Origin of the sequence: Paenibacillus assamensis DSM 18201, assembly GCF_000422445.1 — a bacterium.
GTDB lineage: Bacteria > Bacillota > Bacilli > Paenibacillales > Paenibacillaceae > Paenibacillus_B > Paenibacillus_B assamensis.
The window spans coordinates 77,956-94,013 of sequence record NZ_KE383837.1; the positions used below are offsets into that span (position 1 = coordinate 77,956).

Annotated in this window: 13 protein-coding genes and 1 riboswitch; of the genes, 3 read left to right on the forward strand and 10 right to left on the reverse strand. The window is 42.4% G+C overall.

The features are described from left to right. Positions 1–27: 27 nt before the first annotated feature. From H580_RS0114595 to H580_RS0114630, 8 genes are all read right to left on the reverse strand, one after another. Positions 28–1,260, reverse strand: coding sequence for a hypothetical protein (locus tag H580_RS0114595; RefSeq protein WP_028595432.1), 1,233 nt, complete (start codon positions 1,258–1,260; stop codon positions 28–30). A gap of 171 nt (positions 1,261–1,431) precedes the next feature. Next, positions 1,432–1,851: a GNAT family N-acetyltransferase gene (locus tag H580_RS0114600; protein WP_342663193.1), complete on the reverse strand. Its 420-nt coding sequence runs from the start codon at positions 1,849–1,851 to the stop codon at positions 1,432–1,434. Positions 1,852–1,981: 130 nt separating this feature from the next. Then, on the reverse strand, positions 1,982–2,959 hold the full coding sequence (locus H580_RS0114605; protein ID WP_028595434.1) for a quinone oxidoreductase family protein: 978 nt from the start codon (positions 2,957–2,959) through the stop codon (positions 1,982–1,984). Between the two features lie 112 nt (positions 2,960–3,071). Beyond that, on the reverse strand, positions 3,072–3,716 hold the full coding sequence (locus H580_RS0114610) for a DUF2306 domain-containing protein (RefSeq protein WP_028595435.1): 645 nt from the start codon (positions 3,714–3,716) through the stop codon (positions 3,072–3,074). Positions 3,717–4,048: 332 nt separating this feature from the next. Beyond that, positions 4,049–4,171, reverse strand: a complete 123-nt coding sequence (locus H580_RS26820) for a hypothetical protein (protein WP_281167980.1) — start codon at positions 4,169–4,171, stop codon at positions 4,049–4,051. Positions 4,172–4,418: 247 nt separating this feature from the next. Next, on the reverse strand, positions 4,419–4,619 hold the full coding sequence (locus tag H580_RS27045) for a Spo0E family sporulation regulatory protein-aspartic acid phosphatase (protein ID WP_084509256.1): 201 nt from the start codon (positions 4,617–4,619) through the stop codon (positions 4,419–4,421). Positions 4,620–5,005: 386 nt separating this feature from the next. Continuing rightward, positions 5,006–9,892: a DUF7507 domain-containing protein gene (locus H580_RS0114625; RefSeq protein WP_028595436.1), complete on the reverse strand. Its 4,887-nt coding sequence runs from the start codon at positions 9,890–9,892 to the stop codon at positions 5,006–5,008. Between the two features lie 234 nt (positions 9,893–10,126). After that, a complete protein-coding gene (locus H580_RS0114630; RefSeq protein WP_084509258.1) occupies positions 10,127–11,047 on the reverse strand; it encodes a DMT family transporter in 921 nt (306 codons plus the stop codon). Between the two features lie 139 nt (positions 11,048–11,186). Continuing rightward, positions 11,187–11,331: riboswitch (FMN riboswitch) on the reverse strand. A gap of 232 nt (positions 11,332–11,563) precedes the next feature. On the opposite strand from H580_RS0114630, the gene H580_RS24380 reads away from it, so the two are divergent. Continuing rightward, positions 11,564–12,346 (forward strand): polysaccharide deacetylase family protein, encoded by a 783-nt coding sequence (locus H580_RS24380; protein WP_051217481.1) that lies wholly within the window; start codon positions 11,564–11,566, stop codon positions 12,344–12,346. A 69-nt stretch (positions 12,347–12,415) separates the two neighbouring features. Continuing rightward, positions 12,416–13,237, forward strand: coding sequence for a delta-lactam-biosynthetic de-N-acetylase (pdaA, locus tag H580_RS24385; RefSeq protein ID WP_036605325.1), 822 nt, complete (start codon positions 12,416–12,418; stop codon positions 13,235–13,237). A gap of 94 nt (positions 13,238–13,331) precedes the next feature. Here pdaA and infC read toward each other — a convergent pair whose 3' ends face one another. Further along, on the reverse strand, positions 13,332–13,808 hold the full coding sequence (gene infC / locus H580_RS0114645; RefSeq protein ID WP_028595438.1) for a translation initiation factor IF-3: 477 nt from the start codon (positions 13,806–13,808) through the stop codon (positions 13,332–13,334). Between the two features lie 67 nt (positions 13,809–13,875). Here infC and H580_RS0114650 point away from each other — a divergent pair, with 67 nt between their 5' ends. Next, positions 13,876–14,181, forward strand: coding sequence for a hypothetical protein (locus tag H580_RS0114650; protein ID WP_028595439.1), 306 nt, complete (start codon positions 13,876–13,878; stop codon positions 14,179–14,181). A 151-nt stretch (positions 14,182–14,332) separates the two neighbouring features. Here H580_RS0114650 and H580_RS0114655 read toward each other — a convergent pair whose 3' ends face one another. Next, positions 14,333–15,952, reverse strand: a complete 1,620-nt coding sequence (locus tag H580_RS0114655; protein WP_028595440.1) for a Na/Pi cotransporter family protein — start codon at positions 15,950–15,952, stop codon at positions 14,333–14,335. Between the last annotated feature and the right edge of the window lie 106 nt (positions 15,953–16,058).

Consider the following 16,058-nt stretch of genomic DNA (forward strand, 5'->3'; position numbering starts at 1 on the left):
GTGATAGTGTAACCCGTCTTAAACCGTCTATTTCACCAAAGCAGGATCAACTCCTAGCAGTAGCTTGAACACAGCTTGTCCAGATTCAATTTGACTTTTATCCAAATATAATAGCGAGCTGTTGGTTCCCTTATTGATTCGCATAAACATATAGCGTTCATCACCAGCGACAAGTTCAGTATCTGGTGGTAATGAAGACATATCCACTTGATGAATTTTTTTATTTTGTTTAAAAATCGCTAAGGTGAGCGGCACATCCATCTTGTTAGAACGAACATAGCCTGCCGAGGGATGAATATAAGAGTAATTTTTGTCCTTGTACATATGCGAAAAGACAGGCGGATATTCGTTCTGCTCCTCTACGATGTTCTTGCCTTGAAGATCAGATGAATACAATTTGTGAGACCTTGTGTCCTCCATTTTTCGATATAAATAAGAGAAGTAAAGTCTATCCTCAGAAATACTTAGTAAAAAGTTATAGCTGCCATCTTTTCGATCAAAAAGAGTCTTTATTTCTTCCTTATTCAAATCAAATCGCTGTATTTTATAATTATCTTTTGTGAGGATCGTCCAATACAGTTGATTCCCATGTGGAGTGATGGTCGTAACTGAAAGAATGTTATCCGTTTCGCTATAAATAACTTCTGGCTCCTTGTCGAGTTTCTCAAGCTTCGACTTCAGCACTTTAACTTGCTCAGCACCATCCTTATTCTTTTCCCAGATTGAATAATAGAGATAACCGCGATGCAGCGCTAACGAATCTGGCGGAGCTTCAAATGTCTTCACTACTTCACGGTTGCTGCCGTCGACGTCCCTGCTAGTTAGTTGCCACGTATAGGTCGAATGCTCATGCTCTTGTTTGGGATTAAATTTGTTTTCCAGCACATATAATTTAGAATCATAGTACTGCATATAACGTGGCGGTTCAAAATGAGTATTCCATCTCTCAATTGCCTGATGTGTTCTTTCTACATACGCTAAGCAATTGCTTCGGTTTGGACTTTCTGTACATTTCCCCTCAGTACGCGTATCAATAAGCTGCGGTTTCATGCTATCATTTTTCATAAAATAAATGAAATTATTGAACAAAAAATAATGGCCTTGCTCTGTACGTGCAGTCTCTAGACCTTGTCCCGCATACATATACGGGTAGTCCCATTGAGCATGATAAGCATCATCCTGTGGATATGGTGATTTTGTACATCCTGCAACAACGAGTAGAGTTAACAAGGCTATCCCTAGCAAGATATATTTCTTCATTGAATTCCCCCTTTATATCCATACATCAGGTGGATGAAAATTCAAAAAGCCTTAGAATTAGGATAGCAAGATTTCCACTTCTAAGGCTCAGGATGCAGTAAACGATACCGTGATGGTTGATACATATTTTACCACACATTTTTCTATTATGTACACGTCTAATTATTTGTACTATTTTACTCTTTTTATGACAAAAGCATTATCTACTTTACTAAATCCAAGCTTTTCATAATAGTCCATAGCACCTGGTGCCGATAACAATACCAATGAACATTCCTCACCCATCTTCTCTTTAACAAGATCGACGAGCTTCCTTCCAATACCACCTTTTTGATAATCCTTGTCTATTGCTAAATCAGATAAATAGCAGCAGTACGAATAATCCGTTACCGCTCGCGCCATGCCAATCATTTTCCCCTCATGCCACGCAGTAATAACAATGTCCGAATTCTCAATCATTCGTTTCAATCTATCAAAGTCCTGATATGGCCTATTAATGCCCGACGTTTCGAATACACGCGAAACATCTTCTGCTTGAATCTCTTTCGTATCCATATAAATGATATTCATAATAATGCGCAGGAGCTTCACTCATGAAGCACTTAAAGCCTTATTGACTGAACGAACCAGTTGTCTCAACCTTTTCAGCCTTCTAGACAATTCTCCTGCTCCTCCTCTCTTTATATAAGGAACGCTGTATGAAACCATCTATTGTAATGTGCTAATCTACCACTAATAGCACTTTCCCCGTACTGTTTCTGCTTTCAACTAATTCATGCGCAAGTGCGGCATCCTGCAAGGAAAACCGGCTGCCGATGTTGATATCCAACTTCCCTTGTTCAAAGAGTCGAAATATTTGCGCCGCTGCTTCACGTAAGCTTTCAGGTCGTTCTTTCCTCGTCGTACCAAAGCTATATCCGAGCACAGAGCGACAGCTAGCATGGAAATCCTTCGTATTCAGTTTCCCATACTTCCCACAGGAATTGCCGAATACAATTAGCCGTCCATACGGAGCAAGATATTCCACACTTCGTTCTGTTACCTCTCCACCAACGGAATCCAAGATGATATCGACGCCTCGACCAGCTGTGAGCTGCTTCACTTGTTCGATGTAGTCCTCGGAATCATATTGATATACATGGTCAGCACCCGCACTTTTGACTGCTTCTATTTTATGTACACTGCCTACCGTTCCGAAAATGTTGGCCGCGCCTAATGCTCTAGCAACTTGTACAGCTGTAGTCCCAACACCACCACCAGCAGAATGAATAAGTACAGATTCTCCTACCTTGATACGAGCTATTTCGGTCAGCAGTTTGTAAGAAAGTAAGGAAACAATGCCGCATGCACCTGCAACATCATCATCAATATTATCTGGAACAGCAAAAGTTAAATTCTCATCAGCCACGATAAATTGTGCGTACGACCCATTGTGCGGAAAAGAGATAACTCGCTGGCCCACCCGTACAGAGGTCACCTCTGTCCCAACCTGTTCAACAACTCCCATAGCCTCTAGTCCGGGAATGAAGGGAAGCGTACCTTTCCCCTTGTTCCCATGTCTAGCTTTAATATCGGCGAAATTTACACAGGTACGGCGAACACGAACCAACACTTGTTTGGAGTGAAAAGAAGGTAGATCCATGTCAACATATTTCATATGTTCTGCAGAGCCATATTGCTCCACCACTACAGCTTTCATCATACTCCCCCTCAATGGTGTACATTCGTAAAGTAAAGTAGAGACAATCTCCAACTTCCATTTTATAACTGCTCAGAGGAAAAGTCACGAAACACGCAGGAGAGCTTTATTTTTAATGAGAAGTTTGTTTTGTACGTGGCAGTGTCACTCTAATCACGATTTCCGCTAAAATAGGAAGAATAATAAGGGAGCAATAAATGCTTATCGTATAGCTGTTCACATAGGCGAAACCCAACCCTTTATGAATAACAAATGTAATCAAGTGTATAGACGTATTCGTAAAACAATAAGCAAAACTGCGAATCATCCACTTGCGATGCTGAATTAGTCTCTTTTTTCGAATACTTATAATTGCCATTCCGGTCATAAAGGGCCATATAATATTCAGCATATTGAATGCGACGCTGCTCGCCTTACCGCCGGTCGAATAAGGCGCCATATATCCTGACGTGAAAGCGACCATAAATACGGATACGACATAAACATAACCGTTCACGCGATGAAACTTACGGTAACGATGCAACAACTTTGTCGAGAAATTCAGCAGCCCGGTCACAAGTGCCATACAAGCAAACACAACATGCACATACATCACGTTCAACCATAGCGGAAGCTGAAGCGGACGCTTAAGCCCTTCTTTATGACTTAAAAATTTCTCTGCTTGCGGATCATAAATAAAATTGATATAGGAAACATAAACGATGATGCCGAATGAAATCAACGCTAGTAATGAATATAGTGACTTTCCTTTTGACAAAGCCAACCACCTCTCTAGAAACTGTTACCCTTTCATTTATAAACCTCAGGTCAACAGATATACGGAACTTTATCCTTTCACTACGCCATTTTATAGCTAAAAAAGATATCATTAAGCATACACAAAGGATAAGAGACAGCTCTCATTATACGACAAAGTACTTTTTAAATGTCTCTTCGTATAAAATGGGAACTATTTCTGCGCAAGACAAGAGTGTTTGCAACAACTCATTAAAAAAGCAAAGGATAGCAGAATTTTGTTAAAAGCCGCTATCCTTCATTGCCTCGTTCATGTAAAACGCAACATGACTTAACCTGTTTCAGATGTTTGCGCTAACTGCCCTCACGCTTTGGTTTGAACCCGCTCTCATCAGCAAGCTTATCTCCAAATTGCTCGATACGGCTAGGGCTTGAAGCTGGTCCATTATTTTTGGGCTTACTATTTCTTCCCGCCATTATAATCACCTCCACAGTTCATAAGATGGGCGCAAGTAGATGTTTTCATACGAAAAGTTTACATTCCATACCACTAGACGAATAAGCCAGCAAACGGCATGTACATGCGCATTTACTGGCTAAACATCAAATGATATGAAAATCGTCCCCAGCCTCCCATTCCAACTTGTGTGCAAGTTAACTTATATACATATAACTTACGATGTACTTGATTGCTCATTTTGAATAGGAGTAGCGATCCTCAGCTTTAGCAGCGCTCTTGCAACTTGTTCGCCACCAAGTTTGAACAACTAGACTTCTGCTTTAATTTTTGTAGGGTCACAATATGGTCGTCCAACTCTTGGCTTAAAGATACCACTTTCTGATCGGTTAAACTCTTTCTTTCTTCAAACGCTTTAACTAATTCTCTTTGAACGACATCGAATCTTCTCACTGGTATTTCCCTCATTTTTCACCAAATTGCCAAGCTTTCATGGAATTATTTCCATTTTTTCTACCATTTTAGTAGTAGTTTCTATCGGATATTGCAATATGTTTTTAAGGAAACGATTATCTACTCGAAATGTGTAGTGAGGCCATCATTCCACCACTCGACTCCAATCTCTTATTAACTCAACATCATTTAAAATATAAGCGTTTATCTTAAAAATTGTTTGTTAAAGCGTTTTAAAAAGCACAAATACCAATAACAAAATAGCGATACAGCAACTACGCACTGTACCGCCATTTTGTCATTTGTAATCATAGCTGCTCAAAAACGGGCTGCTGCGCCATCAAGATGACTGCTCTTGAGACAGCTTCTGACGATATAAACCACTAGTTTCATACCGTTATTTATTCTTCCTGCTCTTCTTTAATCGCAACAATAACCTGATTAGACTGTGTACTGGTTGTAATCGTTCTTCCTTGTGGATCCCTAAATGTAAATCGTGCAACAGCCTGATTCACAAGCTGAGTTACCTTGGACTTTTTGATTGGCTCCACTTTTACTTTGAACGTCACTTCAGCCTGTTGCCCAGGGGCCAAGTCTGGGATCGTAATTCCCGTTTCTAGCTGCTGATTCGTGACCGGACATCCATTAAGCTTAAGGCTGCCTACTACAAATGTGGAACCAGCAGGAATATTGTCTGTTACGGTTATGCCGCTGATTATGCTGGAACTTGTATTTCTCAAAAGAATCGTGTACGTCACAATCTCGCATTCAACAACGGACTTACGATTAGCCGACTTTACAACTTGTAATGGTGACGCTGCGACATTGACAGAAACCGACGTACTCACAAGCCCTGTTTCGTTGGAGGTTGCATTTAATGTATTCGTAATTGTCGAACCGCTTACCGCATTGCTTGGGACTGTAAAAGGAACAATTGCTTCTCTTGATTCACCAGGACCAATAGGCGCCCTCGCTTCGACACGAATATTAAGCAGCGGATCGGTTACGACAACACCCGTTAGTGGAACATTGCCCGTGTTGCGCAGCCGAAGTCTGAATTGGATCCGCTCCCCTGGCATAGCCGTTTGTTTGGAAGCCGTTTTGGTAAGTACGAGCTGCGGACTACTTCCTACAGTTACACTTGCAGATGCACGCTGAACTACAGTTTCATCTGACAAGAAGATGGCTTCGTTAACTATAACCGTCCCCGCTTCCGTACTTAACGGAATAATGAAGGAAGCACTAAACGTTAACGTTGCACCTGGCTCCAAACGAGTCACTTGCTCTTCAATATCAATAACAGGATCAAACAACCTGAGGTTCGTTAATGTAAAAGTCGACGAATTCGTTATTGTCAGCGTGTAATTGACCCGCTCTCCCGGCAACGCAACACTACGATCTGCTACCTTCGTGAACTGTACCGTGAGGTCTGGAATAATTTCAATCGATGCTTCTACTTGCTGTGCAGCCGTTTGGTCGGAAGAAATCGTTGCTGTATTGGTTAGCAATGTTCCTGTAAAGTCCCGTGGAACATCAAATGGGATGACAAGCTCAATCGTTGTGCCGACTGGAATAATACTTATATTATTATCAAGTTGCAGCAGTGGGTCTGTAATTCTAACATTCGTAATATCTGTGTTGCCGCTGTTCGTAATCTGGAACGTATACGTAATAGGCTCTCCTGGCACCGCCACAGCTTGAGAAGGTACTTTTGCTATCGTTATTAAAGATACTGGCAGTATCGCTACAGAGGCCGTTCCAGTTACAGTGTCTGTTTCATTTGCAAAAGCCTCTGTCGTATTGACAAAAGATCCTGGCAATTCATCGCTCGGAATCGTAAATGGAACCAACAATACTTGAGAAGCTCCTGGTGCTAGTGAAGGGATCGTCTGTGTAAATCCGATAAGCGGATCGCTCACTAAAATATTAGTAAGCGTGACTGCTGACAAATTGCTGACTGTAATGGAGAACTCCACTGGCGTTCCAGGTGCAGCTTCTGTTGGTGATACAGTCTTGCTAACTTGAAGGCCTACAATCGGCTCTACAATAATTCTTTCTTGAGCTGTAATTGGAGCCGTTTGGTCGGAAGAAGCAGTTACCGTATTTAAAAATACAGTTAAAGCTGGTGTAGCAACCGGAATCAGGAACGTCTGCGTAATCGTTTGCTCAGCCCCGCTCGCTAATAATGGAATCGTCTGATCGATACCGAGCAGCGGATCTTGAACGATGACATTAGACAGAGGTACATTGCCTGAGTTGGTAACCAAAATTGTATACGTCACTGTAGCACCAGGCACGACACTAGTCTGATCTGCTGTCTTCGTAATCGTTAAATCTGGAGCGGCGCCTATTTCCACGTTTGCAGTGAAGCTCTGTGTAGTCACATTATCCGCAGAAGCTGTAGCGGTATTTTCAAAGTTACCAATTGGGGTTCCCGCTGGAATCGTGAAGAAAGATGTGATTTCTATTTCTCCACCAGGCACTAAGCTGTCCACGACAGTATCCAGTTCAACAATCGGATCCGTAATACGAACATTGCTAAGTGTGCGATTCCCTGTATTTCGAACGACAATGGTATACTGAACTTCGTCACCAGGAAGAGCTGTCGCTGGCTCAACGGTTTTGGTAATGTCCAATCCGAAAATCGACTGCACAGGGAGTATATTAGTTGTTTCCACAGGGAGTGTCTGGTCCGAAGTAGCAGTAGCTGTATTAACGATGGAGGAACCATCCGGTGTATCTAACGGGACAAAAAAGTCTGATTCGATAATAAACGAGTCACTCGGCAATATTTCTGGGATAACTTGATTAATACCTAATAGCGGATCAATTAAGTTAACATTCGTCAATGAGATAAAGCCTGTATTTGAAATAATAATCGTATAGGTTATCGTTTCCCCAGGAGCTGTAGTCTCACGGTCAACAAATTTGCTTAGTTCTATAATAGGAAAAGCGGGTTGCGTAACGGTTACATTCGCTTGAGCGGTTTGTGTCCCAATCTGATCGGAAGATACCGTAACGGTATTGGTAATAACCGTACCTGGTGGCGTACCGAATGGAATATCCAGCGCCCCAGTTATTATAAATGCTTCTCCAGGTTCGAGGACTGGCACGACTTCGTTAATATTTAATTGAGGGTCGGACACAACTACATTTGTTAAAGTAACATTGCCAGCATTACCATATTCGATCTCAAACATGGCTGCTGAACCTGCTTCCACCTCTGGCTCCAAGGCACGCTTGCGTATAAACAGAGATGGCTGTGGAGTAATCATAACCGTTTCACTGTCACTGACCGCTGTTGTTTCATCTGAAGTTGCCGTTGTCGTATTTGTTATCGTACCAGATGACCCAATTGGAACTGTGAATTCTCCGAATACGAACTGGCTCTCCCCTTGAAGTAAAGTCCCTACAAGCGTATCGATGCCTAATAAGGAGTCTACTACCCTTACATTCGTAAGTGTGCTATTTCCTGTGTTGGACACTTCTATGGTATAAAATATCGTATCCCCTGGTGCAGCCATCGTTCGGTCTGCCGTTTTATTAATAGCTAATGATGGTGCTGCTAACACATTAACTTGGAAAAATGCCTCATCCGATATTTCATTTGTAACGACCGCTGCTCGATTCACAATGATTGATCCAGCTGGTGTTCCCGGGGGTATAGTAAAGCTGATCTCAAACCTTACCCCATTCCCAGGAGTTAACATAGATAGCGTTTCGTTCAATCCCAACGTGGCATCCGTAACTCTCACATTGGTTAATGTCGCCCCACCGGTATTAAATACCGTCACGGTATAAAGCACATCTTGACCTGGAAGCGCGGACGTAGGAGTGGCTGTCTTTGTAATACTTACAGCAATCAAATTAACGATTACTTCATTCGATACGACATCCCCTGCAAGCACTGGCCCTCCAGGGACGCTTATAAAGGTAAATGTAGCACTGGATGTATTCGATATTTGTGGCGGTACTCCACCTGTATTTACTTGTACTTGGAACGTTACCGTTCTGCTCCCGCCAACAGGAATCGTACTTAAATTTATGCCTGCTATAGGACTTAGCCCTGTTTGCGGTGGTCCACCATCTATAGTTACCGTGTTAGGAATGAACGTTGTTCCCGCTGGAATTGGATCCGTGAAAATAACGTTGTCTGCATTAGCAGCACCACTGTTTGTAATCACGGCAGTATAAGTAATAATGTCCCCTTCTCGTGCAGCTGAAGTACTACTCGTCTTATCAATCGATAATAAAGGTTGGTTGACATCAATTTGTATGCCGATACCATTCGGTAGGATAACATCAGCTGACGTAGTAATACGAAGCACACCAGACGTCTGTGAATTAAATAAACCTGCCGAACCATCTACATTGGTAATATCATAGGCCAAACGAGACCCAGTTGTATAAAAGCCAGGATCGCCCGCTACTGCATTCCGCGTCCCAAATGTGCCTGCGGTATCCAAATTACCAGAGTCATTGTTAATTTGAGCTTGGAAAAAATTATTTACTAAATTATTAGGGCCAGATAACGTAACCAAGTTAGATGTATTTGGCCCAAAGCGTACAATATCCCCGCCAGCAAATGGGTCTCCGTCATGCGCTGACAGCAAAATACGCCCTGTTACATTTCCAGTTGTAGGCGATGAAAACCCAGATACAGTAATATCTACGTTCGTTATGGTGAGCCCTACTAAATCCTGCCCTACGAATATCGACTTATTACGAAACGGCAAAGCAGAATTACGATAGGACACCGCCAATGTCCAACCGGAATGTGTAGTTTGATTATCAAATGCAGATATAAAAGCAGGCACACTTCCCGTAATATATGTCCCAGCTCCTCCGGCCTGAACGAGCGACGTTACATTTGCACTATGTGTATACCACCTAGTGGAAGGATTGAGAGGACTTACATTGTCGAAGGTGGTTTCTGGTGAAATTGTAAAAGTTCCTTGAGGAGTGGTAAATTGAATCGGATCATTAATGTTAGGTGTTACATTGCCTACTCCCGATGAATAGTTCGCTGACCATATCAGTTCAGCATATTCAATGGTACTCCCAGCAGGAAGTCTTAACACAGCTGCAGAAGAGTTTTGCGTATAGTTGAGCGTTGTACCTGGGAACCAACCGGGAGCGGTTAGTCCCGTATTGGTCGTAATAAAAGCACCTGACGCATCTAAATTTCCAGGCAGCAGCTGATTGTTTATTTTAGATAAAGACAAAGCGTTCCCTGTGAATGTGAGCGCACCCGCACTTGTCACGGTGAACCGCTGTACAAATGGCATCGCCAAACCTCCCTTCACCGCTATCTCATGCGATGAACATCATACGATCATCTATATGTATATTGAGATGAGAACTCCAAATTGCACGTCCGCAAGCATGGACAAATCTATTTATTTTCGTAAATCCAATCTACATAGCACACCGCGAATGATCGGATATTTTTCGAGACCATGCAAAAAGGAGAGCAATTCGCTCTCCTTCGTTGTTTATATTTATCCATATAAATGGCTCCCCTATTGCTGTCTAGATACGTAAAATAACGCAATCCAGATAAGGACAAAGCCTGTTAATTGTGCAAATGTAACCATTTGGTTGAAAACAATCCAGTTCATCATCATACCAACTAGGGGGAATGACAGTTCCGCCAACGTAGCATAGGATGCCTTCGTTTCTGACAAGCCTCGATAGTAAAGCAAAATACTGAACAATCCTAGCAGCACTGCTTGCAAAATAATATAGAACGTAATCGATCCATACTGTTCAGGCGGTACGTTCCAGCTCGCATTCTCTGACCAAGTAAAGACGAATAACAAGGGGAGCGCCAATAAAAATCTTAGTGCCGTAACGGTTTCATATTGCATTTTGTCGAGCATAAACCGTCCCATAACCGTCGATCCACCCCAAAGCAATGCAGCTCCCAATGCCAGTAAACTGCTGACACCAACAACATCGTTCATCACACCTTGCGGCAATGACCAACCAAATGTAAGCAAATACGTTCCGATAAGTGCTACAACTAATAAATAACCAAATCGATTTGGCAGCCTTTCCTTAAGAAGAAAGCGTGCCAGTATTACTGCGAATAGCGGCTGAAGCTTCTGCAGCAGAAGTACCGTGTTCGCATTCCCTGTTGCAAATGCTTCGGTAAACATAATAGTTGCAACAACAGAGCCTCCCCACGAAATGAAGAGTAAAGCAAACCAATGTTTCCAGCTGGCTCCTTTTAACTCTGCTCGATGTTTCCACACGATGGGTGCGGCAAACACCAACAATACAAGATGCTCCAACAATACGATTTGTGTGGATGTTAAATACTCCAACACAAGTACGCGGAACAGCGGTCCTAATCCCCAAAAGGCGGCCCCAAGTGCAACGAGCCACACCCCTTTGCTTGAGAATGTACTCCGCTGATCAGCCAATGCATGCGTGTCCATATTCAATAACCTCCTGGGTCGTTGAATATAGGATCTTAGCTGAAGAGGACAAACATCGCTTATCTGTCATGAAATGACTCGATATAAGCTGATCTCAACAATAGACCTAAAATATTCAATTGGTCATGCGAAACGCTTATGCGATCTTCTCCCATCCGGACTTTAACCGTCGGCCTTGGATTCACACCAAGTCAGTCCCTACGTAAACGCAGGGAGTCGCGGGCTTGAGCTGTCTAACAGCTTTTACCGCCGGTAAGGAATTTCACCTTGCCCTGAAGATCCATATTCAATACGAATATATAGTAGCTTAATTTTTCTCCGTTAAGCTCTATTCATTATTATAACGAATTTTTTTCAATTTGGGAATGATTCGTTTCATTGCAAACAAGTTACCATCATCATCCAGATTAAATGATTACTAGTGGTCACACAATAGATGGAGAATTCAAGCATCTCATTTCTCAAGAATGCCGTTGTTGGTGTTTTAATACTTAATCAAAACATAAGGTGATACGTATGCGTAAACGATCAGGATACTGGCTCCTGCTCCTATTGTGTTTCATTATTGCCACTCAAGCAGCATTTTTAACTCCGAACAAGAGAAGTCGGCAAGAATACGAACAACAAGGCTCAATTATATGGGAGGCAAAGACAGAACATAAAATGATGGCACTCACGTTCGATGATGGTCCTGATCCGAAACAGACCGTGGCTATTTTGGATATTTTGAAGCGATACGATGTAAAAAGTACATTTTTCGTCCTTGGCAAACGCGTAGCCAAATATCCTCAGCTCGCCAAAAAAATCGTCGAAGATGGTCATGAGCTTGCCAATCATACGTATAATCACATCTATTTCAATCGTAAATCATCGCACAGTCTTATCCTTAAAGAAATCCAGCTGACCCAGCAAGCCATTCACACCGCTACAGGACAAACAGCTACTCTGTTCCGACCACCCGGTGGGAATTACAATGATCTTATCGTCGATACGAGCAAACGACAAGGGTTGCAATGCATCATGTGGTCTTGGCATCAAGATACGAGAGATTGGGATTTGCCTGGCATTAACAAAATTAAAAACAAGGTACTGAACAATGCACGCAATGGCGATATTGTTCTGTTCCACGATTATGTACACGGGCGTACCCAGACCCCACAAGCTCTTGAATTAATCTTGCCTGAATTAAAAAGGAGAGGCTATCAGTTTGTAACGGTATCTGAATTGCTTAAGCACTCGGATCCTCAAAGAAAAGTTCACCAAAAGCGCCAAGAAAGTCGTAAACATCCACGTTTATGAATAAACGCAGGCTATTTACAAATAATACAATAACCGCACATAACGGCACTATATTATAAGGAGTTATCTATGCTAAAACGTTATTTTTCAGCTTTGTTGGTAATCGCCATCTTGAGTGCTGCATACGGAGTTACTGTACAAGCTGCCAATAGCCCGACGTTCCATTTCGGGTTCAAAAAGAGCAAGAACGGTCAGCTACCTTCCATTGATGAGGAAGGCTTTAAAGGAGTTATCGAAAAACACGGCTCCGTTTTCCTAGGAAACACTCGTTCCAAGACACTTTATCTTACTTTCGATAATGGCTATGAAAATGGACTAACCGCCAACATACTCGATACGCTTAAATCAAAAAAAGTACCTGCCATTTTTTTCGTGACAGGCCATTACATTGAAACACAACCTGACTTGCTTAAACGTATGATTGCCGAAGGCCATCTCATTGGTAACCATTCATGGAGCCATCCAGATATGACTACAGTTTCGGATACTCGTCTCACCGAAGAATTGGAGAAAGTGAAAACAGCGGTAGCGGCTGTAACTGGTCAGAAGCAAATGCGCTATCTTCGTCCACCACGCGGAATCTTTAACGAGCGTACGCTTGCCCTTAGTCATAAGCTAGGCTATACCAACGTATTTTGGTCCATCGCTTATAAAGATTGGGATGTCAATCAACAACGCGGAGCTCAGTATGCCTATGACAATGTCGTTAGACAGCTGCATCCAGGTGCAGTCCTTCTGCTTCACTCTATATCGAAAGATAACGCAGCAGCCCTAGGCAGAATTATTGATGAAGCCCATAGACAAGGGTATGAATTCGCAAGTCTAGACCAACTAATGGCACCTCCTCAGCTTCCAATCGCTCCAGCACCTGTGCCTGTACCTGCAAAGTAACTTTTCAGTGTCGAGACTTCATATTGTTATTTGCAGCCTCTTGCTTTGTGCAGGAGGCTTTCACCTTCCCATCGAGCATCTGCAACTAAAACATTCATGCGATTGGATTCACTTGCACAACTGCTTGCTTACCACTTAATTGAATGCCCGATTGTTTCACGCCGATCGATGCCAGATCACGCAGTAGCTCTTCAAGCAACTTTTTCGCCTTTTCGCCTTCCTTACCCGAAATACGAACAACGAGAAGAACAGCATCTCCAGCTCGTAAAATACGTTCTGCCTGCTGTTTCTTCGTCTCATAATCATGCTCTTCAATTTGAGGGGTTAAACGGATCTCTTTCACTTTTGCCTTCTGCTCACGTTTACGAGCTTGCTGCGCTTCTTCCTTTACCGCTCCAGCACGTACTAACTTACATGGCGGCGGGCTGCTCATCAGCGATGTACAAACGAGGTCTACCTTCAGTTTTTTGGCCATTGCAAGCGCCTCAGAAGTTGGTACGATCCCAAGATCTTCTCCGTCAATACCTATCAATTGAACTTCAGCGGCTTTTATCTTGTTGTTAATAATCATTGTATACCACCTGCTCCTTCGTTATAATGAATGAACCCATATTACCTTATTGTTAGGAGATTTATCAATGAACACGAAAGAAATGGAAGAACAAATTATCCGTACGTACCAACAGGAAGAGAACATGATGATTCTTGTTTTTGCACAATGGTGTATTAATCACAATCTCGACCCTGTGGCGTTATATCAAAAAGCCTACCCGAAGCAAGAAGAAAATCACTTGCTTCAGCAAGCAATGGGACTGACCGTATCCAAGGAAGAGGCCGGCGATATTCCCGATGATACCGTACTTGCCGTACTCTCTCTGTTCGGCAACGAAGAGCTCGCCTTTGTTGTAACAGAAGAGATTCAGAAACGATCTAATAAGAAGTAATCAGAACCTTACGCATAGCAGAACCGAAGAGCCATAATTTCGGTTTATTTTAGTTAACTTGTTATCATGTATCATTTCTTTTTAGCAGAATGACAAAAGCGCCGCTCACTCTTTTTCAAGAATGATCGACGCTTTTTATTTATTTCTTCAACTACTCTTTTTCGTGCATAACGAATTGAGCAATATTTTTACTATGGTCTCCAACACGCTCAAGATTGCTGAGGATATCGAGATACACAGCTCCAGAGCTGCCCGAGCATTGATTTTGATTCAAACGTTGAATATGATTTTTACGGAATTTCTTCTCCATTTGATCAAGTTCACGCTCATAATCCAATACCTGCTGCGCAGCTTGAGCATCTGTATGCTCCAAGGCAAATAGAGCTCTTTCCACCGTCTTATCCGCAAGTGTAGTCATTTCTTTCAACTCTGAGCTTGCTTCGTTAGACAAGTCAACTTTCTTATTCATACTGAACTCGGACAATTCAGCGATATTTTCCGCATGATCGCCGATACGTTCAATATCATTAATCAACTGGAACCAGCCTGATGCTCTTTCAGATGTACCCTCGGACAATCCATTCTGTTGATTGATTTTCACCATATAGTCCGTAATTTTACGGTTCAATTCGTTAATTAGCGCTTCTTTCTGCAGAGCAAGTTCGCCAAGCTTAACGTCCCTGCTAAAGAAGAAGTTCGTAGAGTCATTTAATGTTTCGCGTGCGAACTGACCCATGCGCAAAATTTCATGTTGAGCTTGTCCAAATGCTACTGCTGGAGTTGCCAACAATCTTTCGTCCAAGTAGATTGCTTTGAACTCAATTTCCTGTGATTTGCCTGGAATAACCTTAGTTACAATCCACGCCAAAATTGGAATGAACGGCAAGAAGAGCAACGCGTTCGTTGTGTTAAAGATTCCGTGTGCATAAGCAATTTGCATACGAACGTTTACACCTTCACCGAGCCACAATACAACGCTGTGGACCAATGGAAGTAATAGCATGAAAATGATTGAACCTAGCACGTTAAAGATAACATGCACAAGTGCAGTACGTTTTGCAGCTACAGTCGCTCCAATAGAAGCAAGAACTGCTGTAATCGTCGTTCCGATGTTGTCACCGAACAAGATCGGAAGCGCCCCCATCAAGCTAATCATGCCTTCGTCAGCGATCGTTTGCAAAATACCAATCGTTGCGCTGGAGCTTTGCACGATAACAGTGAATACAGTACCAACTAATAGTGCCAAAATTGGTTGATCCTGAAGCTGAATCATAAAGTCAGTAAAGACAGGAAGCTTACTAAGCGGTTTTACCCCGCCTCCCATTAATGACAAGCCTAAGAAAAGTGTACCGAAGCCAAAAATAACTTGGCCTATGTACTGCAACTTTTTCTTATTAAAGAAGAATAGGAAAATTGCACCTACTGCAATTATAGGCAGTGCATAAGCATCAATCTTAATACCCACAATGAATGCAGTCATCGTCGTACCAATGTTCGCTCCAATAATTACACCTATTGCTTGTCGCAGCGTCATTAGACCCGCATTAACTAGTCCAATCGCCATTACAGTCGTTCCTGATGAAGACTGAATGAGGATTGTAACGCCAACACCGACCAACAATCCAAGTACCGGGTTCGAAGTATAGCGCTCCAATAGCCCACGCATCTTGTCCCCTGCCGACTTCTGCAATCCGTCGGACATGTACTTTATCCCGAATAGGAATAAGCCCAATCCACCAACAAACTTAAAAATAATGTCTTGCCAATCCAAGGATGATCCCCCTCAAAGATATTCTAGTTGTTAGGCACATACCTATATAATTTAACATATTAAAGCACAGATTTGTAATCTTATTTTTCTACTTTCACCCCCCTAT